The sequence below is a fragment of the Roseomonas acroporae genome (genome assembly GCF_023223525.1).
Taxonomy (GTDB): Bacteria; Pseudomonadota; Alphaproteobacteria; order Acetobacterales; family Acetobacteraceae; genus Roseomonas_E; species Roseomonas_E acroporae.
Map to the genome: position 1 here is coordinate 16981 of NZ_JALPRX010000027.1, position 23512 is coordinate 40492.

Below are 23512 nucleotides of genomic sequence, written 5' to 3' on the forward strand. Positions count from 1 at the left end.
GGGAGCGCCATCGTTCCCCGGGGCCGGCCGGCTGGAGGGTGAACGGATGAACATCCACGAATACCAGGGCAAGGAGCTGCTGCGCCGCTACGGCGTCGCGGTGCTCGACGGCTTCGTCGCGAAGACGCCCGAGGAGGCGGAAGCCGCGGCGAAGAAGCTTCCCGGCCCGGTCGTGGTCGTGAAGTCGCAGATCCATGCCGGCGGCCGCGGCGCCGGGCGCTTCAAGGACGATCCGAACGGCAAGGGCGGCGTGCGCGTCGTCAAGCCGGAGGCGGCCAAGGAAGCCGCCGCCGCGATGATCGGCCACACCCTGGTGACCAAGCAGACCGGCCCCGAGGGCAAGGTGGTCAATCAGGTCTACGTGGAGGCGGGCTGCGACATCAAGCGCGAGCTCTACCTCTCCATCCTGCTCGACCGCGAGACCAGCCGCATCACCATCATGGCCTCGACCGAGGGCGGGATGGAGATCGAGGAGGTCGCCGAGAAGCACCCCGAGAAGATCCTGAAGGTCGCGGTCGACCCGGCCGCCGGCATCCAGGGCTGGCACGCCCGCAAGCTCGCCTTCGGCCTCGGCCTCGAGGGCAAGCAGGTCGGCACCTTCACGAAGTTCGTGACGGCGATGTACCAGGCCTACACCGAGCTCGACATGGCGATCGTCGAGATCAACCCGCTGGTCGTCACCGGCGCGGGCGAGATCATCGCGCTCGACGCCAAGGTCTCCTTCGACGACAACGCGCTGTTCCGCCACAAGGACCTCGAGGCCCTGCGCGACGACAGCGAGATGGACCCGAAGGAGCTGGAGGCGGTCAGGAACGACCTGAACTACGTCGCGCTCGACGGCGAGATCGGCTGCATGGTGAACGGTGCCGGCCTCGCCATGGCCACCATGGACATCATCAAGCTCTACGGATCGAGCCCCGCCAACTTCCTCGACGTGGGCGGCACCGCGACCGCGGCGCGCGTCACCGAGGCGTTCCGGATCATCACCTCCGACAGCAACGTCAAGGCGATCCTGGTCAACATCTTCGGCGGCATCGCCAAGTGCGACATGATCGCCTCGGGCATCGTCGAGGCCTCCAAGGCGCTGACGCTGAAGGTGCCGCTGGTGGTGCGCCTCGAAGGCACGAATGTCGAGCTGGGCAAGAAGATCCTGGCCGAGTCCGGCCTCGCCATCATCCCCGCCGACAACCTGGCCGACGCCGCCGAGAAGGTGGTGGCCGCCGTGAAGAAGGCTGCCTGAGCCATGGCGATCCTCGTCGACAAGAACACCCGGGTGATGACCCAGGGCTTCACCGGCGCCCAGGGCACCTTCCATGCCGAGCAGGGCATCGCCTACGGCACCAACTACGTGGGCGGCGTGACGCCGGGCAAGGGCGGCCAGACCCATATCGGCCTGCCCGTGTTCAACACGGTCGCCGACTGCGTCGAGGCCACCGGCGCCGACGCCTCGGTGATCTACGTGCCGCCGCCCTTCGCGGCCGACTCCATCCTGGAGGCGATCGACGCCGGGGTGCCGCTGATCATCTGCATCACCGAGGGCATCCCGGTGCTGGACATGGTCAAGGTCAAGCGCGCCCTGTCCGGCAGCAGGTCCCGCCTGATCGGCCCGAACTGCCCGGGCGTGATCACGCCGGAGGCCTGCAAGATCGGCATCATGCCGGGCCACATCCACAAGCGCGGCTCGGTCGGCATCGTCTCGCGCTCCGGCACGCTGACCTACGAGGCCGTGGCGCAGACCACGGCGGCCGGGCTCGGCCAGTCCACCTGCGTCGGCATCGGCGGCGACCCGGTGAAGGGCACCGACTTCATCGACGTGCTGGAGCTGTTCCTGGCCGACCCCGAGACCAAGCAGATCGTCATGATCGGCGAGATCGGCGGCCAGTCCGAGATCCTGGCGGCCGAGTATCTGGGCCGCGAGAACAGGCCGGGCAGCGCCGGCTACAAGCCGGTGGTGGGCTTCATCGCCGGCGCCACCGCCCCCCCGGGCCGCCGCATGGGCCATGCCGGCGCGGTGATCTCGGGCGGCAAGGACACCGCCGCGGCGAAGATGGAGGCCATGCGCGAGGCCGGCATCCATGTCGCCGACAGCCCGGCGGCGCTGGGCTCGACCATGGTGAAGGCCATCAAGGGCTGAGCCGACGGGGAGGGCGAAGCCCTCCCCGTACCCCGTCTTGTTGTCGGGGAGAGCTCCGCCCTCCCCGTACCCCTTCGGCCAGGAAGGGCTCTGTCCTTCCGGGTATCTCCCGCCGGGGCATGACGGCCCCGGACGCGGGACATCCCTGTTTTCTTCCGGGGCGGCGGGCGGTCCGCCTCCCGGCGAGGCCGGGGTCGCGCCGCGAACAGGTGGCCGGACCCACCTTCCGTCCACGGCATGGCAGCCATGCCGTTGCCGTCCCCGCCGACTGCCTGAAAACTACGCGCGCAGGCGGTTCTGCCGTACCGTTGCCGCAAGCCCCGTGTTAACCCACCCGCGCCCCATCCATATGGGAGCGGCGTGGGCCGTACCGCGTCGCGCCCGGGAAGGGCGATCCGGGCAGACCGCCGCCGCGGCTGGAAGCGGACGGGCCGGCAATGCCCGCCGAGGAGAAACGAGACATGGCTGGTGTGGACATCCTTGCGAGCGTGATGACGGGGGCGAACGCCACCTACCTCGCCGATCTCTACGCCAAGTGGGTCGAGAACCCGGGCAGCGTCGATCCCTCCTTCGCCGAGCTGTTCGAGGTGCTGAACGACGACGCCCGCGCGGTGCTGACCGACGCGATGGGCGCCTCCTGGGCGCCGCGCCCGAAGGGCGGCTTCGCGCCGGAGCCCGAGGTCGCCGCCAGGCCCGCCAAGGGCGCCCCGGGCGCGCCGAAGTCCGGCAAGGGCGAGGCTGCCGACAAGGCCGCGGCCGCGGTTCCGACCGATCCCGCCGCCGCCCGCGCCGCGGTGGTCGATTCCATCCGCGCCCTGATGCTGATCCGCGCCTACCGCGTGCGCGGCCACCTGGAGGCGCAGCTCGACCCGCTCGGCCTGCAGAAGCAGCACCCGCATCCCGAGCTCGACTACCGCACCTACGGCTTCACCGAGGCCGACCTCGACCGCCCGATCTTCATCGACAAGGTGCTGGGCCGCGAGACCGCGACGCTGCGCGAGATCATCGAGATCATCCGCGCCACCTATTGCGGCCCGATCGGCGTCGAGTTCATGCACATCCAGGATCCGGGCCAGAAGAGCTGGATCCAGCAGCGCGTCGAGGGCGCCCCCTGGACGAAGGCGTTCGACAAGGACGCCAAGCGCACCATCCTGGAGCAGCTCACCGAGGCCGAGGGCTTCGAGGCGTTCTGCGCCAAGAAGTTCGTCTCCACCAAGCGCTTCGGCCTGGAGGGCGGCGAGAGCACCATCCCGGCGATCCAGGCGGTGATCGAGTCCGCCGCGCGCGCCGGCACCACCGCGATCGACATCGGCATGGCGCATCGCGGCCGCCTCAACGTGCTGGTGAACATCGTCAAGAAGCCCTTCACCGCCGTGTTCAGCGAGTTCATCGGCGTCTCGGCCAAGCCGGACGACGTGCAGGGCTCGGGCGACGTGAAGTACCATCTCGGCACCTCGACCGATGTCGAGATCGGCGGGCGCACCGTCCACCTCTCGCTGCAGCCGAACCCCTCGCACCTCGAGGCGGTCGACCCCGTGGTGGTCGGCAAGGTGCGCGCGCGCCAGGACAATGCCGGCGACACCAAGACCCGCCGCTCCGCCATGGCGATCCTGCTGCACGGCGACGCCGCCTTCGCCGGCCAGGGCCTGGTGTACGAGACGCTGGCGATGAGCCAGCTCATCGGCTACCGCACCGGCGGCACGGTGCACATCGTCACCAACAACCAGATCGGCTTCACCACCGTCCCGGCGCACGCCTATTCGGGCCTCTACTGCACCGACATTGCCAAGGCGGTGCAGGCGCCGATCCTGCACGTCAACGGCGACAACCCGGAGGCGGTGGTGTTCTGCGCCCGCATGTGCGCCGAGTTCCGGCAGGAATTCGGCGTCGACATCGTGCTCGACATCGTCTGCTACCGCCGCCACGGCCACAACGAGAGCGACGAGCCGGCCTTCACCCAGCCGATCATGTACCGCCGCATCCGGGAGATGAAGACGACCCGGACCCTCTACGCCGAGAAGCTCGCCGCCGAGGGCAGCATCCCGGCCGAGGAGTCGAAGGCGATGTGGGACGCCTTCGCCCAGCAGCTCGACGAGGCCAACCAGGCCGCCCAGTCCTTCAAGCCGAACAAGGCGGACTGGCTGGAAGGCAACTGGGCCGGCATCAAGGCCACCAGCGAGGATGGCGAGGACCGCGACGAGGCCACCGCCGTCGGGCTGGAGACGCTGCGCGAGGTGGGCGCGGCGCTGGCCCGCGTGCCGGAGGGCTTCAAGGCCAACCCAAAGATCCTGCGCCAGCTCGAGGCCAAGAAGCAGGCCATCGAGACCGGCGAGGGCATCGACTGGGCGACCGGCGAGGCGCTGGCCTTCGGCACGCTGCTGCTGGAAGGCCACCGCGTCCGCCTCTCGGGCGAGGACGTGCAGCGCGGCACCTTCAGCCAGCGCCATTCCGTGCTGATCGACCAGGACACCCAGGCCGAGTACGTGCCGCTCAACAACATCCGTGAGGGGCAGAAGCGCTACGAGGCGTTCAACTCGCTGCTCTCGGAAGCGGGCGTGCTGGGCTTCGACTACGGCTACTCGGTCGCCGACCCGCACACGCTGACCCTCTGGGAAGGCCAGTTCGGCGACTTCGCCAACGGCGCGCAGGTCATCATCGACCAGTTCATCGCCTCGGCCGAGACGAAGTGGCTGCGCATGTCGGGCCTCGTGATGCTGCTGCCGCACGGCTACGAGGGGCAGGGGCCGGAGCACTCCTCGGCGCGCCTGGAGCGCTACCTGCAGCTCTGCGCCGAGCGCAACCTGCGCGTGGGCAACATCACCACGCCGGCCAACTACTTCCACGCGCTGCGCCGCCAGCTCAAGGCGAACTACCGCAAGCCGCTGATCCTGATGACGCCGAAGTCGCTGCTGCGGCACAAGCTCGCGGTCAGCTCCCTCGCCGATTTCGGGCCCGGCAGCGGCTTCCGCACCGTGATCCCCGAGGTGGACGCGATCGCGCCGGAGGAGAAGGTGCGGCGCATCGTGCTCTGCACCGGCAAGGTCTACTACGACCTGCTGCAGGAGCGGCGCGAGAAGGGCATCCAGGATGTGGCCATCATCCGCCTGGAGCAGCTCTACCCGTTCCCGACCCGCAGCCTGCCGGGCGTGCTCGGCCCCTACAGGAACGCCGAGGTGGTCTGGTGCCAGGAGGAGCCCGAGAACATGGGCGCCTGGAACTTCGTCGACCGGCGGCTGGAGGCGGTGCTGCGCGACCTCGGCTTCAAGCACGACCGGCCCGTCTTCGTCGGCCGCGCCGAGGCGGCGAGCCCGGCCACCGGCTCGGCCAAGGCGCACGCGCAGCAGCAGCAGGCGCTGGTGCAGGCCGCGCTGACGCTGGGCTGAGCGCCTGTCCCGGAGGCGGGCCTTCCGGGGCCCGCCTCCCGCTTCCGGCGGTGCGGCGGATCCGCGCCCCGGCGGCGAATGCACGCCGCCCGGAAGCCGGGCGTGAAATCCGACGATCGGCGACGCATCGGGCCTTGACCCCGGAACGTCGCTGAGGCCCCTGACAGCCGGCATCCCGGCACGCGCGCGGCGACGGCATGCCCCCGTCACGGCGCAGGATGAGAGAACGAGAGCATGACCGAGATCGTGGTGCCCACCCTGGGCGAGAGCGTCAGCAGCGCCACCGTCGCCCGCTGGCTGAAGAAGGCCGGCGAGGCGGTGGCGGCGGACGAGCCGCTGGTGGAGCTGGAGACCGACAAGGTCACGGTCGAGGTCCCGGCCCCCTCCGCCGGCACGCTCGAGGCGATCGCCGCCGACGAGGGCGCCGAGGTCGAGGTCGGCGCCGTGCTCGGCACCATTGCCGCCCAGGGCGCCGCCAGCGGTGCCGCCGCGAAGCCCGCCGCGCCGGCGCCGGCCCCCGCCAAGCCGGCCGCGCCGGAGCCCGCCCCGGCCGCCGTTGCCGCGCCCAAGGTCGAGACTCCGCGCGCTCCCTCCGGCCCGGTCGGCCGCCCCGGCGCCGGCGAGCACGCGCCGCTGCCCGCCGCCGCCAAGCTGATGACCGAGAACAAGGTCGAGGCCGGGCAGCTCGGCGAGGGCTCCGGCAAGGACGGGCGCATCACCAAGGGCGACGTACTCGACTTCCTCAGCCGCCCCGCGCCCGCCGCCGCTGCCGCCGCGCCCGCCGCCAAGGCGCCGCGCGCGCTGGAGGAGGGCGAGGAGCGGGTGAAGATGACCCGCCTGCGCCAGACCATCGCGCGCCGGCTGAAGGAGGCGCAGAACACCGCCGCCATGCTCACCACCTTCAACGAGGTGGACATGGGTGCCGCGATGGCGCTGCGCACCGAGTACCGCGACGCTTTCGAGAAGAAGCACGGCGTGCGCCTCGGCTTCATGTCCTTCTTCGTGAAGGCGGCGGTGGCGGCGCTGAAGGAGTTCCCGGCGGTCAACGCCGAGATCGACGGCGACGAGTTCGTCTACAAGAACTTCGTCCACATGGGCATCGCGGTGGGCGGCCCCTCCGGCCTCGTCGTGCCGGTGCTCAAGCACGCCGACCGGATGTCCTTCGCCGAGATCGAGAAGACGATCGGCAATTTCGGCCGTGCCGCGCGCGACGGCACGCTGAAGATGGCCGACTTGTCGGGCGGCTCCTTCACCATCACCAATGGCGGCATCTACGGCTCGCTGATGAGCACGCCGATCCTGAACCCGCCGCAGTCCGGCATCCTGGGCATGCACAAGATCCAGGACCGCCCGATGGCGGTGGGCGGCAAGGTCGAGATCCGCCCGATGATGTACATCGCGCTGAGCTACGACCACCGGATCGTGGACGGCAAGGAGGCGGTGAGCTTCCTCGTGCGCATCAAGGAGAGCGTCGAGGATCCGCGCCGGCTGATGCTGGACATCTGAGGGGCGGCGGGGAAGGCTCCGCCCTCCCCGGACCCCTCCGGCCAAGGAGGGCGCCGCCCTCCCTGGGTATCCACCGACCGGGTTCCCGGACCTCCGCCGGGCCGAGCGGGGTTTCCAAAGGGGCTTCGCCCTTTGGTGGGGCGGGGTTTCCAAAGGGGCTTCGCCCTTTGGTGGGGCGGGGTTTCCAAAGGGGTTTCGCCCTTTGGTGGGAGAGTGCGGAGAGGGCGAAGCCCTCTCTGCCGGGGCCCGGGGCGGAGCCCCGTTCCCGGTTCTCATCACCCCACCCGGAATTCCTCCCACGCCTCCCGCAGCGCCAGGGCGGCGATGCGCGTCACCGTGGCGGCGCCGCGCAGGAAGCGGCCCATGGTCAGGAAGCCGTGGATCTGGTCCGCGCAGTGCAGGTGCGCCACCCGCACGCCCTCGCGTTCCAGCCGGTCCGCATAGGCGCGTCCCTCGTCGTTGAGCGGGTCGTGCCCGGCGGTCATCACGAAGGCCGGCGCCACCCCGGCCAGGCTCGGCGCCCGCAGCGGCGAGGCGCGCCAGTCCCAGCGGTCCGCCACCTCCGGCGCGTAGTGGTCGATGAACCAGCGCATCACCTCGGCGGTCAGCGGCAGGCCGGCCGTGATCCGTTCGTAGGACTCCGTGGTCATGGTCAGGTCGGTGGCCGGGTAGAGCAGGAGCTGGAAGCCGGGGTTCGGCACCGCCCCGTCGCGGCCGAGCAGCGCCAGGATCGCGGCGAGGTTGCCGCCCGCGCTGTCCCCGCCCACGGCGAGGCGCGACGGGTCGATCCCGAGCGACGACGCCTCCGCCGCGACGAAGCGCAGCGCCGCCATGGCGTCCTCGACGGCGGCGGGGAAGCGGTGCTCCGGCGCCATGCGGTAGTCCACCGCGATCACGCAGCACCCGGCCTCGTTGGCCAGGGCGCGGCACAGCCCGTCATGCGTGTCGAGGTCGCCGAACACCCAGCCGCCGCCATGCAGGTAGAGCAGGCAGGGCAGGGCGGCCTCGGCCGCCGTGCCGAGGCCGCGGTAGAGCCGCAGCGGCACCTTGCCGCGCGGCCCGTCGCAGTCGAGGTCGCGCCAGACCGCCACCTCGGGGGGCGGCAATTGCAGCACGTGCCGGCCGTCCCGGTACATCCTGCGCGCTTCCGCCGGCTCCAGGCTGGCATAGGAGGGCCGCCCGGACTCGCGGATCACCTGGAGCAGGATCTCGGCATCGGGGTGAAGCGCGGGCATGGGTCCTCCTTGGCGTCCGTCTCGTTGGCGGCCGGCTGGCAGGGGGCATGGCCCATGCGCCGGTCCTTGCGTCGAGTGTCGCCCGCCATCGTCCCGCTGGCCAGGGTCCGGTCCTCCCCGGCCGCCTTCGGCCGCCCGCCGGTTCCCTTCGCGGCCTCGCCGCGGCCGGTGAAGCGTTTCCTGGTCCCGCGGCCCGGCCGGAGGGATGATGCGGGCACCATCCGGAACCCGTGGACGCCCATGCACGCCATCCGCCGCAAGCTCCGCCTTGCCGTCAGGCCCGCCATCCTGCTGCTCGCCTTCGCGCTGGTGCTGTTCGAGGAGACGGTGTGGCGCTGGGGCGGCGCGCTCGGCGCGCTGCTGGCCCGCATCCCCCTGCTCGCGGCGCTGGAGCGGCTGGTGGCGCGGCTGCCGCCGCCCGCCGTCTTCGCCCTGTTCCTGGTGCCGATGGCCCTGCTGCTGCCGGTCAAGCTCGCGGCGCTGTGGCTGATCGCGGCCGGGCATCCGCTGCTCGGGCTCGGCGTGATCGTCGCGGCGAAGGTCGGCGGCACCGCCGTCTCGGCCCGGCTCTACGCCATCGCCGAGCCGAAGCTGATGCAGGTGCCGGCCTTCGCCTGGGCGCGCGGGAAGGTGGCGGCGCTGCTGGCGCGGGCGCATGCCTTCCTCGATGCCTCGCCGGCCTGGCAGTCGGCGCGGCGGGCGATGGCGGCGCTGCGGGAGCGGGCGCGGGCGTTGCGCGTGCGCCTGGCCGGCGCCGGGGGCGGCCTCGGGCTGCGTCTCGCGGCGGCGCGACGATGCTTGCGGCGGACGGCCTGACGGGCGCCGGCGGCGCGTCTCGCGCGGGGTCGTACTCGCGGCCCCCTCGGGCGGCCCCCTCGTGCGTCCCCGTGTGTTTCCCCGGCCCGGTGCGCGGGGTTGGTGCCGGCTGGCGCGGAATTGAGCCCCGCCTCCGGCGGTGCGGCGGGCCGGGATGCCGGCGCGGGCCGGATGCCGCACGATCCGGTCTTGCCTGACCCAGCCTGCCGAATTCCGGGCCGACCGGCGGGCGGGCCGATGCCGGCGCCCGACCCCGGAACCTTCCGGTCGGGCACATGAAGCGCATGTCACCCGTCGGCCCATGGTGTCCCCCGGTGTTCCGGGGCACCCCTGGCGCCGCGGGCCCGCTCCTTCCGTCCGGGGCGCCCGTCTCCGCCGGCTCGCCCGCCGGCCGGAGGATCGGAGGAAGCGTCGCCATGAACATCCTCACGCCGGGCCGCCAGCCCGGCGCCACGCCGGCCCTCGCCGGCTCGCCCGCCGCCATCGCCGCCCGCCTCGACCGGCTGCCCGCCTCCCGCTACGGCTGGCGGATCGTGCTGCTGCTCTCGCTCGGCGGCTGCTTCGAGTTCTACGATCTGTTCTACACGGCCTACGTGGCGCCCGGCCTGTACCGGGAGGGGCTGTTCACCCGCACCACCACCGGCCTGTTCGACCTGCACGGCTTCGCCAGCTTCGTCGCCTCCTTCTTCGCCGGCCTGTTCATCGGCACGATCGGCTTCGGCCGTGTCGCCGACCGCTTCGGCCGGCGGCGCGTCTTCACCATCTCGCTGCTCTGGTACTCGCTGGCCAATCTGGTGCTGGCCTTCCAGGCTGACGCGCCTTGGATCCTGTTCTGGCGCTTCATGGCCGGCATCGGCGTCGGCGTCGAACTGGTCACCATCGACACCTACATCGCCGAGCTGGTGCCACCGGCGCAGCGCGGCCGCGCCTTCGCGGTGAACCAGACGATCCTGTTCTGCATGGTACCGCTGGTCGCCCTCATCGCCTGGCTGCTGGTGCCGCGCGATCCGTTCGGCTTCGCCGGCTGGCGCTGGGTGGTGCTGATTGGCGCCACCGGGGCGCTCGCCGCCTGGTGGCTGCGCCGCGCCATTCCGGAATCGCCGCGCTGGCTGGCCCAGCATGGGCAGGCCGAGGAGGCGGACCGCGTGATGACGGGCATCGAGGCGAAGGTCGCGGCCGAGCTGGGACCGCTGCCGCCCCCGGCGCCGGCGGCCGAGGTGCCGGCGGGCGCCGGCCGGCTGGCCGAGGCGTTCCAGCCGCCCTATCGCACCCGCACCATCATGATGTCGGTGTTCAGCCTGTTGCAGACGGTGGGCTTCTACGGCTTCGGCAACTGGGTGCCGACGCTGCTGCTGGCCGAGGGCATAAACGTCACCACCTCCCTGCTCTACACCTTCCTGATCGCGCTGGCCGGGCCGTTCGGGCCGCTCGGCGCGGCGCTGATCGCGGACCGGGTGGAGCGCAAGTGGCAGGTGGCGGGGGCGGCCGCCACGGTGGCGCTGCTCGGGCTGGTCTTCGCGACGCAGCGCGATGCCGTCGGCATCGTGCTCTGCGGCATGGCGCTGACCATCGCCAACGCCTTCATGTCCTACGCCCTGCACGCCTACCAGCCGGAGCTGTTCCCGACGCGCTTCCGCGCCAGCGCGGTGGGCTTCGTCTATTCGTGGAGCCGGCTCTCGGCGGTGTTCAGCGGCTATGCCATCGCCTTCACGCTCGGGCTGGGCGGCGTGCCGGCGGTGTTCGCGATGATCGCGGGCGCCATGGCCGTCGCCGCCGGCGTGGTGGCGGTGTGGGGGCCGCGGGTGACCGGGCGCGGGCTGGAATCCATCTCGCACTGATCCGTATGGCCGATGAAATCGGCCATCAGGGATGCGGGTTGGGACCACCCTTCCGGAACGGGGGTTCCAAGGGGGCCTCGCCCCTTGGCGGAGGGTGCAGGGAGGCGGCGCCTCCCTGCCGGGGTCCGGGGCGGAGCCCCGAAACGCCGTCAGCCCTCCCGGCCGCCCCAGATCACCCCCGACCCGATCTCCGCCAGGGTCGGGCAGCCGGTCTGCACCATCGCCACCTCCAGCTCGGCGCGCAGCAGCTTCAGCACGTGCGCGACGCCGGTGGCGCCGGCCACCGCCAGCCCGTGCAGGCAGGGGCGGCCGACCAGCACGGCGCTGGCGCCGAGGGCCAGGGCCTTGAGCACGTCGGTGCCGCGCCGGATGCCGCCGTCGAGCAGCAGCGGCACGCGGCCGGCGACGGCGCGGGCGATGGCGGGCAGGGCGTCGATCGTGGCGGGCTGGGTGTCGAGGGTGCGGCCGCCATGGTTGGAGACGACGATCCCGTCCGCCCCGGCGGCGACGGCTCGTTCCGCGTCACCGGGAGTCATGATGCCCTTGAGCAGCAGCGGCAGGGTGGTGGCGGCGCGCAGCGCGGCGATGTCGTCCCAGGTGGCGGCGTGCGCGAGCAGCGGGAAGATCTCGCCCGTCGCGGTGCCGTCAGGAGGCGGGGGCGGGGCGGCGCCGCGCAGGTTCACCGCCTCGATGCCGGGCGGCAGGCGGAAACCCGCGCGCCGCTCGCGGTCGCGCAGGCTGACCGGCGCGTCGACGGTGACGACCAGCGCACGGTAGCCCGCCGCCTCGGCGCGGCGCACCAGGGCCAGGGTGAAGGCGCGGTCGGGCTGGACGTAGAGCTGGAACCAGGGTGGCACCGCCGCCTGCGCCGCGACCGCCTCCAGCGGCAGGCTGGCCTGGGCGCTGACCACCATGCAGGCGCGCAGCGCCGAGGCGCCGACCATGGTGGCGAGTTCCCCCTCCGGGTGCAGCAGCCGGTGGAAGGCGCTGGGGGCGACGAGGATCGGGTGGTCGAGCTCCTGGCCGAACAGGGCGAGGCGCGTGTGCGCCGCGCGCATCGGCACCAGGACGCCGGCATTCAGGCGCAGCCGCTCGAAGGCGGCGCGGTTCTCGCGCAGGGTCAGCTCGTCGGCGGCGGCGCCGGCGACGTAGGCCCAGGCGTTCTCGCCCATGCGCTGGCGCGCGGGCTGCTCGTAGTCCGGAACCGAGACGATTCCGGGTGGGACGGTGTTGTCGGGGGGCATGCGGCGGGCCTGCTGCGCCCCGCCTTCCGCACGGGAAGGCGGGGCGGGTGGTCAGGCCGATTCGATGCGGATCAGCGCCGGCTTCTCCAGCACCGCGTCGAGCGCCGCGATGCGCTCCAGCGCGGAGCGCATCGCGGCCTCCTCGCACTCGTGCGTGGTCAGCACCACCGGCACCGCCTCGCCCGGGGCGCGGCCGCGCTGGAGCAGGGATTCCAGGCTGATGCGATGGTCGCGCAGGATGCTGGTGACGTCGGCGATCACGCCCGGGCGGTCGACCACCATCAGGCGCAGGTAGTAGGGGCCGACATGGCGCGCCATCGGCACGCTGGGGATGGATGCCAGCGCCTCGGCGCCCCAGACCGGCGTGTGCCGGCCGCGCGCGATGTCGATCAGGTCCGCCACCACGGCGCTCGCGGTCGGGCCGGCGCCGGCGCCGCGCCCCTGCAGCACCACGCGGCCCACCGCGTCGCCCTCGGCGACGACGGCGTTGAACACGCCGTCGACGCGGGCGATCGGCGCGTCGCAGGGCACCATGCAGGGATGCACGCGCGTCTCGATCCCCGCCCCTGGGCCGGCCTCGGTGCGGCGGGCGATGCCGAGCAGCTTGATGCGGAAGCCCAGCTCCTCGGCCAGCCGGATGTCGAGCGCGGTGACGTCGCGGATGCCCTCGACGTGGACGGCGCCGAGATCGACCGGGCGGCCGAAGGCGATCGCCGCCAGGATCGCCAGCTTGTGCGCGGCGTCGATGCCGTCGATGTCGAAGGAGGGATCGGCCTCGGCGTAGCCCAGGCGCTGCGCCTCGGCCAGCACCTCGGCGAATTCCCGGCCCTCGGCGCGCATCACGGTGAGGATGTAGTTGCAGGTGCCGTTGAGGATGCCGGCGACGCGCGAGAGCCGGTTCGCCGCCAGCCCCTCGCGCAGCGCCTTGATCGCCGGGATGCCGCCGGCCACGGCGGCCTCGAAGGCGAGCGGCGCGCCGCGCGCGGCGGCGGTCTCGGCGAGCTGCGCGCCGTGCACGGCGAGCAGCGCCTTGTTCGCGGTGACCACCGGCTTGCCGGCGGCCAGCGCCGCCTCGACCAGCGCGCGCGCCGGCCCCTCGCTGCCGCCGATCAGCTCCACCACCACGTCCACGCCCGGATCGGCGGCGAGCGCCACCGGGTCGTCGTGCCAGCGCAGCCCGTCGAGCGCGAGGCCGCGGTCGCGGCGGCGGTCGCGCGCCGAGACGGCGGTGACGGCGAGGTGCCGGCCGGCGCGGGTGCCGACGATGTCGGCGTTCTCGCGCAACAGGTTCAGCACCCCGGCGCCGACCGTGCCGAGGCCGGCGACGCCGATGGAGAGCGGCTTGCTCATGCGTGCGTCAGCTCGGAATCGCTGAGCGACGGGCCGGACATGGGACCGCCGTTGTCGCCCTGCAGGAAGGCCTTGATGCCGCGCAGCGCCTGGCGGATGCGGTGGTTGTTCTCGACCAGCGCGATGCGGACATGGGTGTCGCCGTGCTCGCCGAAGCCGATGCCGGGGGCAACGGCGACCTTCGCCTTGGCCAGCAGCAGCTTCGAGAATTCCACGCTGCCGAGCTGGCGGAAGCGCTCCGGGATCGGCGCCCAGATGAACATGGAGCCCTCGGGCGAGGGCACGTCCCAGCCCGCCTGCTTCAGCCCCTTCACCAGCAGGTCGCGCCGCTCCTTGTACAGCTTGCGCATCTCGGCCACCGTGTCCTGCGGCCCGTTCAGCGCGGCGGTGGCGGCGATCTGGATCGGGGTGAAGGCGCCGTAGTCGAGGTAGGACTTCACGCGCGTCAGCGCCGCGATCAGCTTCTGGTTGCCCACCGCGAAGCCCATGCGCCAGCCCGGCATGTTGTAGGTCTTGGACATGGAGGTGAACTCCACCGTCACGTCCTTCGCACCCGGCACCTCCAGCACGGAGGGCGGCGGGGTGTCGCCGAAGTACAGCTCCGCGTAGGCGAGGTCGGAGAGGATGAACAGCTCGTGCCGGCGGCAGAGCGCCACCAGCTCGCGGTAGAACTCGATGCTCGCCAGATGCGCCGTCGGGTTCGACGGGAAGTTGACGATGACCGCCGTGGGCTTGGGCACGGAGTGCTTCACCGCGCGGTCGATCGCGCGCAGCATCTCGTCGTCCGGCGTGCAGGGCAGGGAGCGCACCGAGGCGCCGGCGATGATGAAGCCGAACTGGTGGATCGGGTAGGACGGATTCGGCACCAGGATGGTGTCACCCGGCGAGGAGATCGCCTGCGCCAGGTTCGCCAGGCCCTCCTTGGAGCCGAGCGTCGCCACCACCTCCGTCTCCGGGTCGAGCTTCACGCCGAAGCGGCGCTCGTAGTAGCCGGCCTGGGCCTTCCGCAGCCCGGGGATGCCCTTGGAGGCGGAGTAGCGGTGCGTGCGCGGGTCCTGCACCGCCTCGATCAGCTTGGCGACGATGTGTGGCGGCGTCGGGCTGTCCGGGTTGCCCATGCCGAGATCCACGACGTCCTCTGCCGCTGCCCGTGCCTTGGCCTTCGCTGCGTTCACCTCGGCGAAGACGTAGGGCGGCAGGCGGCGGATGCGGTGGAATTCCTCGGTCATGCTCGAACGTCCGGTCAATTCGGGTCGCCCTCCGCGAAGGGGTCCGCGAAGGGGTCGCGGACCATAGCCGAGGCGCCACGGGGCGTCAGCCGCGTTTTCGCCGCCGCTCGCGCGCGCCGCGTGCAACGGCGCGCCCGACGGCGTGCCAGGGAGACGATCCGCGGGGTGGCCGCGGTAACGCGGGCGTGGCCGCCGCGGGGCGTCGCGCGAATTCCGGCGCAGGCCCCGGCCGACCGGGGCCGGGCGTCACGGCGCGCGCGGCGGCCCGAGCAGATCGGGGGGCGGCGGCGCCGGCGGGGCCGGCCCGATCTCGATGCTGGGCGCGGCGGGCGCGGCGCCCGGGGTGGCGGGGCCGAGTCCGCTGTCGGCCGTTGCGTCCCAGGGGATCGGCGGCGCGGCGGCGAGGCGTGGCGGCGGCGGCGGCGTGCCCGGCACGTCCGGCTCGCCGGGCGCCCGGCCCGGCGAGGGAAGGCCGGGCGGCGCGGGTTCCGACGGCTCCAGCGCCCTGCGCGATGCCTCGCGGTCCTGCACCAGGGCGGCCGAGACCGCCTCGCGCGCCCGCAGCTCCGGCCGCACCGGCCGTTCCGGCACCGTGCCCAGCCGCGGGAAGGGGTCGTCCAGCCCGGGCGGCGGCGTGCGCCGGGCGAAGGTCTCGCCGGTGATGCGATCGTAGATCGCGACCGGGTTCACCGCCTCCGGCACCGAGCAGGCGGCGCCGAGCAGCGGCAGCAGCAGTGCCATGCCGCGGAGCGGCGGAAGCAACATGCCACGGAGCGGCGGAAGCAACGTGCCGCGGAGCGGCGGAAGCAACGTGCCGCGGAGCGGCGGAAGCGACATGCCGCGGAGCGGCGGAAGCAGCATGCCGCGGAGCGGTAAAAGCGGCATGCCGCGCCGGGCGCTGCGGTCGCGGCATGGCCGCCCGGCCGTCACGCTCGCTTGATCAGCCTCACCGGGCCCCTTAGCTTGCCAGGAAGCGGCATTGCCGCCGACGCCAGCGCGCATCATTTCCCTACTTTCGAGCCGGTGTCCCATTACCTGAAACCGCAGGCGAGGCAAAGGCGCCGGGAGCAGGCCCTGCCCCTCCCGCCATCCGCCCGGACCTTCGGCGGAAGGCGTGGCGTTGCTGCAATGAAAACGAATCGGGGGAAGGGCGGGAAGCGCCCCCCGGCGTCGCGGAGGACGCTCCAGAACATGGCTCACCATCCCTCGGACCAGGACGCGGCGGATCAGGACGCGGCCCCGGTCGGTCCCCGCGCCGCGCTGCCGGACCCGGTGCTGATGACGCGCACCATGGCGGAGGTCGCCGCGCGCGGGCAGCAGATCGTGGCCGAATTCCTGCGCCGCCAGGCCGCCAACGCCGCCGGCCTCGCCGACGAGGGCCCCGCCGGCGAGCCGGCGGCGCGGCCGGCGGCCGGTTCCGCTCCCGGCCCGGCGGGCGGCCTCTTCGGCATGGCGCCCGGCCGGCCGGCCGGGCGTCCCCTGGCCGTCTCGCTGGCCGACCCGCTCAACATCGGCGGCGCCTTCATGGAGATGACGGCGCGCCTGATGGCGAGCCCGGCGCGGATCGGGCGCGCGCAGCTCGGCTTCTGGCAGGACTACCTGACTCTCTGGCAGAACACGACGCGCCGGCTTCTCGGCGCGCCGGCGGAGCCGGTGATCGAGGCCGAGCCGGGCGACCGGCACTTCCGCGACCAGATGTGGCGCGACAACGAGGTGTTCGACTTCATCCGGCAGTCCTACCTGCTCTGCGCCCGCTACTTCCAGACGGTGGCGGGCGGCATCGCCCTGCCGTCCGGCACCCCGGGGGCGCAGAAGGTCGAGTTCTACACGCGGCAGTTCGTCGACGCGATGAGCCCGTCGAACTTCCTCTTCACCAGCCCGGAGGTGCTGCGCCGCACCGTCGAGAGCGGCGGCGAGAACCTGCTGCGGGGCCTGAGCAACCTGCTCGCCGACCTGGAGCGCAGCCGCGCCCTGCTGCTGCCGGGTGCGCGCGACGGGCGCCATTTCCGCATCGGCGAGACCGTCGCGGCCACGCCCGGCAAGGTGGTGTTCCAGAACGCGCTGATGCAGCTCATCCAGTACGCGCCGACGACGGAGAGCGTGCTGCGCCGGCCGCTGCTGATCCTGCCGCCCTGGATCAACAAGTACTACGTGCTCGACCTGCGGCCGCGGAACAGCTTCGTGCGCTGGGCGGTGGCGCAGGGCCACACCGTCTTCGTCTGCTCCTGGGTCGATCCCGACGCGTCGCTCGCCGGGCGCGGTTTCGAGGACTACATGCGCGAGGGCCCCTACGCCGCGCTGGCGGCGATCGAGCGGGCGACCGGCGAGACCTCGGTGAACGCGCTCGGCTACAGCCTCGGCGGCACGCTGCTCGCGGCGGTGCTGGCGCAGATGGCGGCGCGCGGCGACCGGCGCATCGCCAGCGCCACGCTGCTCGCCAGCATGCTCGACTTCAGCGAGGCGGGCGAACTGGGCGTGTTCATCGACGAGGAGCAGATGCGCGCCATCGAGGAGGAGGGCGACCGGGAGGGCCAGCCCGCCGCCCTCGCCACCTCCCGCATGCTGCGCGCCAACGACCTGATCTGGTCCTTCGTGGTCAGCAACTACCTGCTGGGGCAGGAGCCCTTCCCCTTCGACCTGCTGCGCTGGAACAACGACACCACGCGCATGCCGTCGCGCCTGCACGGCTTCTATCTGGAGCACCTGTACCGGCGTAACGAACTGGCCGAGCCGGGCGCGCTGGTGCTGGATGGCGTCCCGCTCGACCTCGGCCGGGTGGACGTGCCGGCCTACGTCACGGCCGCGCGCGAGGACCACATCGCGCCATGGAAGTCCGTCTACCGCGCGACGCGGCTGCTGGGCGGGGGGCGGAGGAGACCGGGGAGCGGGGCCGGCGGAGCGGTGCGCTTCGTCCTGGCTGCCTCGGGCCATGTGGCGGGGGTGGTGAATCCCCCGGGGGCCGGGCGCTACAGCTACTGGATCGGGGAGTCGCTGCCCGAGGAGCCGGAAGCCTGGTTCGAGGGTGCGACGGAACTGTCCGGCTCCTGGTGGCCGGACTGGCAGCGCTGGGTGCTGGCACGGTCGCGCGAGCAGGTGCCGGCCGGGTCGCCGGGCCGGCAACCGGGCAGGGGCGGCCTGCCGGCGCTGGAGGACGCACCCGGTTCCTATGTCCGGGCGGCCTCCGCCGACCAGGAGCCCGGCTGAGCCGCCTGCCGGGCGGTTCGCGAGGTCCCCGACCGCTCCACCGGGGGCGGCGGCCCCTCGGGCCGCCGTCTCCATGCCCTTCCCGCGAGGCCTGTCGAGCAGGCCGTCGGCGCGTCGCGCCGGATCCCCTCCGGTGCGGGGAATTCCCGCCTTTCCCCTCTCGATCTCCCCGGCCGCTGCCGGGGGGCAGGCCCGGTCGGGAACGGCCGGCCCGCGCGGCACGGAACGATTGTGTCGGGCGACCGATCGAACCTAGCCTGCCTCGGTCCAGGAAAGAACGACACGCCCGGACAGGCGGGGGAAACGGCATGAGCATCACGAGGCGGTCCGCGCTCGGCGCGGCGCTGGGAACCATGGCCGCGGGCGCGACCACCGGCGTGCGGGCGCAGCGCGCCGACGGCGCGGGGGCCCAGCGCGCCGACGGCGCGGGGGCCCAGCGCGCCGACGGCGCGACGCGGCGGAAGCTGAAGCTCGGCATCATCACCGACCTGGCGGGTCCCTACGCGGACCTGAACCGCCCCTCCATGGCCTGCGCGCAGCAGGCGCTGGAGGATTTCGACGTGGCCGGCCGCGGCTGGGACGTGGAGATCCTGCTCGGCCAGCACTTCGACAAGGCCGACAACGCCGTCACCATCGCCCGCCACTGGTTCGACCAGGAAGGGGTGGACGCGGTGCTGGACGTGAACACCTCCGCCACCTCGCTCGCGGTGGCGGGCATCGCGCGGGAGAAGAACCGGCCGCTGCTGCTCTCCGGCCCCGGCACGGCGGAGCTGACCGGCCGGCAATGCTCGCCCAACACCGTCCACTGGACCTGGGACACCTACATGCTGGCGAAGTCCTCCGGCACCGCGATGGTGCGACGGGGCGGGACGAGCTGGTACTTCGTCGCCGCCGACTACTCCTTCGGCCAGCAGCTGGTGCGCGACACGCGCGCCGTGGTGGAGGGGCAGGGGGGCCGCGTCCTTGGCAGCGCCTTCTATCCCTTCCCGAGCACCACCGACTTCTCCTCGATGCTGCTCAGGGCCAAGGCTTCCGGCGCGGGCGTGCTGGCGCTGGGCAACGCGGGGGCGGACCTGATCAACACGATCAAGCAGGCGCACGAATTCGGCGTCAACCGCGGCATGAGCATCGTCAGCCTGCTGACCTACGATACCGACGTGCGCGTCCTCGGGCTCGAGGTGGCGCAGGGGCTGATGACGACGCAGGCCTACTACTGGGACCTCAACGACCGCACGCGCGCCTTCAACGCCCGGGTGCGGCCGAAGACGCCGGCGCTGTGGCCCAACATGGCGAATGCCGGCATCTACGCCGCGACGCTGCACTACCTGAAGGCGCTGGCCGACATGGGGTTCGAGCAGCGCGCGGACGGCGCGGCGGTGGTGGCGCGCATGAAGGCGATGCCGACCGACGACGACTGCTTCGGCCCCGGCCGAATCCGCGAGGACGGCCGCAAGCTGCACCCCGCCTACCTGATGCAGGTGAAGACCCCGGCGGAGAGCCGCGACCGCTACGACGTGCTGAAGCTGCTGGCGACCGTGGCGCCGGACGAGGCCTTCCGGCCGCTGCGGGAAGGCGGCTGCCCCTTCGTCCGGACCTGACCGGGGCGTGGCCCGGGCGTGGCCGGCGCCGATCGCGGGGGCAGGGAAGGGGAGGCGCCGGCCCGCGCGGCGGCGTGCATCGCGCGGGCCGGCGCGAACCGGGGGCGGGCAGGGCCGTTGCCGCGTTGCTCCGACCATGGATCGCCGCATGCGCCAGCCCGCCGCCACGCCGAGCACGACCGAAGCCGTCACGCCGCGCATCCGGCGCGGCCTCGACGGGCTCAACTTCTTCCTCGCCGACGTGCGCGACGGGCTCGGCCCCTACCTCGCCATCTACCTGCTGGCGGTGCGTGGGCCGGAGCGGGGCTGGAATCCGGCCACGATCGGGCTGGTGATGACCATCGCCGGCATCGCCGGGCTGCTGGCGCAGACCCCGGCGGGGGCGCTGATCGACCGGACGCGGAACAAGCGCGCCGTGGTGATCGCGGCGGCGCTGGCGGTGACGCTGAGCTGCCTCGCGCTGCCCTTCATCGACGACTTCTACGCCGTCGCCGCCACCCAGTCGCTCGCCGGCATCGCGGGCGCGGTGTTCCCGCCGGCGCTCGCCGCGATCACGCTCGGCGTGGTGGGGCCGAAGGCGTTCTCGCGCCGGATCGGGCGCAACGAGGCGTTCAACCACGCGGGCAACGCCGCCTCGGCGGCGCTCGCGGCCGGCACGGCGGTGTTCTTCGGGCCGGTCGTGGTGTTCTGGATCATGGCGGCGCTGGCGGTGCTGAGCATCGGCGCCATGCTGACGATCCCGGCCAGCGCCATCGACGACGACGTGGCGCGCGGGCTCGACCGCGATGCCGCCCCCGGCGAGGGGAAGGCGGCGGAACACGGGGAGCCTTCCGGGCTGCGCGTGCTGCTGGCCTGCCGGCCGCTGCTGGTCTTCGCCGCGCTGATGGCCACCTTCCACCTCGCCAACGCCGCCATGCTGCCCTCGGTCGGGCAATTGCTGACCACGGTGGTGGGCAGCGACCACGCCACCTCGCTGGTCGCCGGCTGCATCGTCGCGGCGCAGTGCGTGATGGTGCCGGTGGCGATGCTGGTGGGGGCGAAGGCGGATGCCTGGGGGCGCAAGCCGCTCTTCCTCGTCGCCTTCGGCATCCTGGCGCTGCGCGGGGTGCTCTACACCCTCTCGGACGATCCCCGGTGGCTGATGGGCGTGCAGCTTCTCGACGGCGTCGGCGCCGGAATCTTCGGCGCGCTGTTCCCGGTGGTGGTGGCGGACCTGACGCGCGGCACCGGGCGCTTCAACGTCAGCCAGGGCGCCGTCGCCACCGCCCAGGGCCTCGGCGCCGCGCTGAGCGCCACGCTGGCGGGCGCGGTGATCGTCGGCTTCGGCTACTCGGCCGCCTTCCTGGTGCTGGCGGCCATCGCGGCGGCGGGCTTCCTCGGCTATCTGCTGCTCATGCCCGAGACCCGCGATCCCGCCCCGCGCACCGGCCCCGCTCCCGCTCCCGCGCCCGCCGCCGTCCCGGCGCGGTAGCGTGGGCCGCGCGTGACCGCGGCGATGACGCCCGCGGCGGCGGTGTGGCTGATCGCCGGGCTCGCCACGCTGGGCGTGATCCTGCGCCCCTTCCGCTGGCCCGAGGCGGTCTGGGCCGTCGCCGGCGCCGCGCTGCTGGTGGGGCTCGGCCTGCTGCCGGCGGCGGATGCCTGGCGCGGCGTGCGGCGCGGCGCGGACGTGTACCTGTTCCTCGTCGGCATGATGCTGCTGGCCGAGCTGGCGCGGCGCGAGGGGCTGTTCGACTGGCTGGCCGGCTTCGCGGTGCGCGCCGCCCGCGGCTCGGCGGCGCGGCTGCTGGCGCTGGTCTACGGCATCGGCGTGCTCATCACCGCGCTGCTGAGCAACGACGCGACCGCCGTGGTGCTGACGCCCGCCGTCTGCGCCGCGGCGCGGGCGGCGCGGGCGCGGCCGATGCCGCACCTGCTGGCCTGCGCCTTCGTGGCCAATGCCGCCTCCTTCGTGCTGCCGATCTCCAACCCGGCCAACCTCGTGGTCTATGGCGCGCACCTGCCGCCGCTGGCCGAGTGGCTGCGCCTGTTCGCGCTGCCCTCGGCGCTGGCGGTCGGCGCGACCTGGGCGGCGCTGCGCCTGACCCAGCGCCGCGCCCTGGCCGAGCCGATCGCGGTGGAGGCCGGGCGCATGCCGCTGCCGCGCGGCGGGGCGGCGGCGGGCCTGGGCATCCTGGCCACGGCGGCGGTGCTGCTCTGGGCCTCCGCCACCGGGCGCGACCTCGGCCTGCCGACCTTCCTGGCCGGCACGGCGACGACCCTGCTGGTCCTGCTGCTGACGCGGCAGGGGCCGGCCGGCGTGGTCGCCGACGTCTCCTGGGGCGTGCTGCCACTGGTGGCCGGGCTGTTCGTGCTGGTGGAGGCGCTGGAGAGGACCGGGCTGCTGGCCACGCTGGCGCGGCTGCTGCGCGACACGGCGGCGGCGGACCCGGCGCTGGCCGGCTGGGGCGGCGGCGTGCTGGTGGCGCTGGCGAGCAACCTGGTCAACAACCTGCCGGCCGGGCTGCTGGCCGGGGCGGTAGTGGCGGCGGCCGAGGTGCCGCCGCGCATCGCGGGGGCGATCCTGATCGGCGTCGATCTCGGTCCCAACCTGTCGGTGACGGGCTCGCTCGCCACCATCCTGTGGCTGGTGGCGATCCGGCGCGCGGGGCTCGACATCGGCGCGTGGCAGTTCCTGCGCCTGGGCGCGCTGGTGATGCCGCCCGCCCTGCTGCTCGCCCTGGCGGCGCTGCTGCACCAGCCCTTCTGAGCGGCGGCCGGCGCCGGGCCGGATCCTGCCGGCCGGGGAATAGGCAGGATGCCTTCGCGCGTGGAAGATGGCGGGCAGGACGCGAATGGCCGGCCCGCCGCGGCACGGCCCTGTGGAGGAACACGACATGCCGAGCTATCGGATCGCCGCCATGGGCGGGGATGGCATCGGGCCCGAGGTGATCGCGGCCGGCGTCGAGGTCCTCAAGGTCTGCGCCGAGCGCGACGGGGGCTTCACGCTCGAATTCACCGATTTCGACTGGGGCTCGGACTATTACCGCCGGCACGGCGTGATGATGCCGGCGGACGGCGCCGACCGGCTCCGTGCCTACGACGCCATCCTGTTCGGCGCCGTCGGCGCGCCCGACATCCCGGACCATGTCACGCTCTGGGGCCTGCGCCTGTCGATCTGCCAGCCGCTCGATCAGTACGCCAATGTCCGCCCGACCCGCGTCCTGCCCGGCATCACCAGCCCGCTGCGCAACGTCTCCGGGCCGGAGCTGGACTGGGTGATCGTGCGCGAGAACTCCGAGGGCGAGTATTCCGGCGTCGGCGGCCGTGCGCACAAGGGGCTGCCGATCGAGGTGGCGCAGGACGTGTCCATCATGACGCGCGCCGGCGTGCAGCGGATCATGCGCTACGCCTTCCGCCTCGCGCAGTCCCGCCCGCGCAAGCTGCTCACCGTGGTCACCAAGTCCAACGCGCAGCGCCACGCCATGGTGATGTGGGACGAGATCGCGGCCGAGGTCGCCGCCGAGTTCCCGGACGTGACATGGGACAAGATGCTGGTGGACGCCATGACCATGCGCATGGTCATCAGGCCGCAGACGCTCGACACCATCGTCGCCTCCAACCTGCACGCCGACATCCTCTCGGACCTCGCGGCGGCGCTGGCGGGCTCACTCGGCATCGCGCCGACCGCCAACATCAACCCCGAGCGCGACGCGCCCTCGATGTTCGAGCCGATCCACGGCTCGGCCTTCGACATCACCGGCAAGGGCATCGCCAACCCGGTGGCGACCTTCTGGACCGCCTCGATGATGCTGGAGCATCTCGGCGAGCCGGCCGCCGCCGCGCGGCTGATGAAGGCGGTCGAGCGCGTGACCGCCGACCCGGCGCTGCACACGCCCGATCTCGGCGGCAGGGCGACGACCCGGCAGGTCACCGACGCCGTCTGCGAGGCGCTGCGGCAGGCCAACGACTGACCAGGGCGGCGGGCGCTCCGGA

At 73.1% G+C, this 23512-nt stretch carries 16 protein-coding genes; 11 read left to right on the forward strand and 5 right to left on the reverse strand.

The window, feature by feature from the left end; all coding sequences use genetic code 11:
- Positions 1 to 46: 46 nt before the first annotated feature.
- The 4 genes from sucC to odhB all read left to right on the forward strand — a co-directional run bounded on the left by sucC (position 47) and on the right by odhB (position 7023).
- Positions 47 to 1240 (forward strand): ADP-forming succinate--CoA ligase subunit beta, encoded by a 1194-nt coding sequence (gene sucC, locus M0638_RS07550; RefSeq protein WP_248666355.1) that lies wholly within the window; start codon positions 47 to 49, stop codon positions 1238 to 1240.
- A 3-nt stretch (positions 1241 to 1243) separates the two neighbouring features.
- Complete coding sequence (gene sucD / locus M0638_RS07555) at positions 1244 to 2134, forward strand: succinate--CoA ligase subunit alpha (RefSeq protein ID WP_248666356.1); 891 nt, start codon at positions 1244 to 1246, stop codon at positions 2132 to 2134.
- Between the two features lie 461 nt (positions 2135 to 2595).
- The gene (locus M0638_RS07560; protein WP_248666357.1) at positions 2596 to 5517 is read left to right on the forward strand and encodes a 2-oxoglutarate dehydrogenase E1 component; all 2922 of its coding nucleotides are present in this window, start codon (positions 2596 to 2598) and stop codon (positions 5515 to 5517) included.
- A 234-nt stretch (positions 5518 to 5751) separates the two neighbouring features.
- On the forward strand, positions 5752 to 7023 hold the full coding sequence (gene odhB, locus M0638_RS07565; protein ID WP_248666358.1) for a 2-oxoglutarate dehydrogenase complex dihydrolipoyllysine-residue succinyltransferase: 1272 nt from the start codon (positions 5752 to 5754) through the stop codon (positions 7021 to 7023).
- A 275-nt stretch (positions 7024 to 7298) separates the two neighbouring features.
- Here odhB and M0638_RS07570 read toward each other — a convergent pair whose 3' ends face one another.
- Complete coding sequence (locus M0638_RS07570; protein WP_248666359.1) at positions 7299 to 8258, reverse strand: alpha/beta hydrolase; 960 nt, start codon at positions 8256 to 8258, stop codon at positions 7299 to 7301.
- 240 nt (positions 8259 to 8498) lie between these two features.
- On the opposite strand from M0638_RS07570, the gene M0638_RS07575 reads away from it, so the two are divergent.
- The gene (locus M0638_RS07575; RefSeq protein WP_248666360.1) at positions 8499 to 9074 is read left to right on the forward strand and encodes a hypothetical protein; all 576 of its coding nucleotides are present in this window, start codon (positions 8499 to 8501) and stop codon (positions 9072 to 9074) included.
- Positions 9075 to 9490: 416 nt separating this feature from the next.
- On the forward strand, positions 9491 to 10912 hold the full coding sequence (locus tag M0638_RS07580; RefSeq protein WP_248666361.1) for an MFS transporter: 1422 nt from the start codon (positions 9491 to 9493) through the stop codon (positions 10910 to 10912).
- A 149-nt stretch (positions 10913 to 11061) separates the two neighbouring features.
- Here M0638_RS07580 and M0638_RS07585 read toward each other — a convergent pair whose 3' ends face one another.
- The 4 genes from M0638_RS07585 to M0638_RS07600 form a co-directional block, all read right to left on the reverse strand.
- Complete coding sequence (locus tag M0638_RS07585) at positions 11062 to 12156, reverse strand: alpha-hydroxy acid oxidase (RefSeq protein WP_248666362.1); 1095 nt, start codon at positions 12154 to 12156, stop codon at positions 11062 to 11064.
- Between the two features lie 51 nt (positions 12157 to 12207).
- Positions 12208 to 13506: a homoserine dehydrogenase gene (locus M0638_RS07590; RefSeq protein ID WP_248666363.1), complete on the reverse strand. Its 1299-nt coding sequence runs from the start codon at positions 13504 to 13506 to the stop codon at positions 12208 to 12210.
- On the reverse strand, positions 13503 to 14735 hold the full coding sequence (locus M0638_RS07595; RefSeq protein WP_248666364.1) for an LL-diaminopimelate aminotransferase: 1233 nt from the start codon (positions 14733 to 14735) through the stop codon (positions 13503 to 13505). Before M0638_RS07595 ends, M0638_RS07590 begins: the two co-directional genes overlap by 4 nt.
- A 246-nt stretch (positions 14736 to 14981) precedes the next feature.
- Positions 14982 to 15476: a hypothetical protein gene (locus tag M0638_RS07600; protein WP_248666365.1), complete on the reverse strand. Its 495-nt coding sequence runs from the start codon at positions 15474 to 15476 to the stop codon at positions 14982 to 14984.
- A gap of 450 nt (positions 15477 to 15926) precedes the next feature.
- Between M0638_RS07600 and M0638_RS07605 the strand changes: the two genes are divergently transcribed.
- The 5 genes from M0638_RS07605 to M0638_RS07625 all read left to right on the forward strand — a co-directional run bounded on the left by M0638_RS07605 (position 15927) and on the right by M0638_RS07625 (position 23490).
- Positions 15927 to 17939 (forward strand): PHA/PHB synthase family protein, encoded by a 2013-nt coding sequence (locus tag M0638_RS07605; protein WP_248666366.1) that lies wholly within the window; start codon positions 15927 to 15929, stop codon positions 17937 to 17939.
- A 308-nt stretch (positions 17940 to 18247) separates the two neighbouring features.
- Positions 18248 to 19537, forward strand: coding sequence for an ABC transporter substrate-binding protein (locus M0638_RS07610; protein WP_248666367.1), 1290 nt, complete (start codon positions 18248 to 18250; stop codon positions 19535 to 19537).
- A gap of 148 nt (positions 19538 to 19685) precedes the next feature.
- Positions 19686 to 21008: an MFS transporter gene (locus M0638_RS07615; protein WP_248666368.1), complete on the forward strand. Its 1323-nt coding sequence runs from the start codon at positions 19686 to 19688 to the stop codon at positions 21006 to 21008.
- A 12-nt stretch (positions 21009 to 21020) separates the two neighbouring features.
- Complete coding sequence (locus tag M0638_RS07620; protein ID WP_248666369.1) at positions 21021 to 22286, forward strand: arsenic transporter; 1266 nt, start codon at positions 21021 to 21023, stop codon at positions 22284 to 22286.
- Positions 22287 to 22413: 127 nt separating this feature from the next.
- Positions 22414 to 23490 carry a tartrate dehydrogenase gene (locus M0638_RS07625; RefSeq protein WP_248666370.1) on the forward strand — a complete coding sequence of 359 codons (1077 nt, stop codon included), beginning with the start codon at positions 22414 to 22416 and terminating at the stop codon, positions 23488 to 23490.
- The last annotated feature ends 22 nt before the right edge of the window (positions 23491 to 23512 follow it).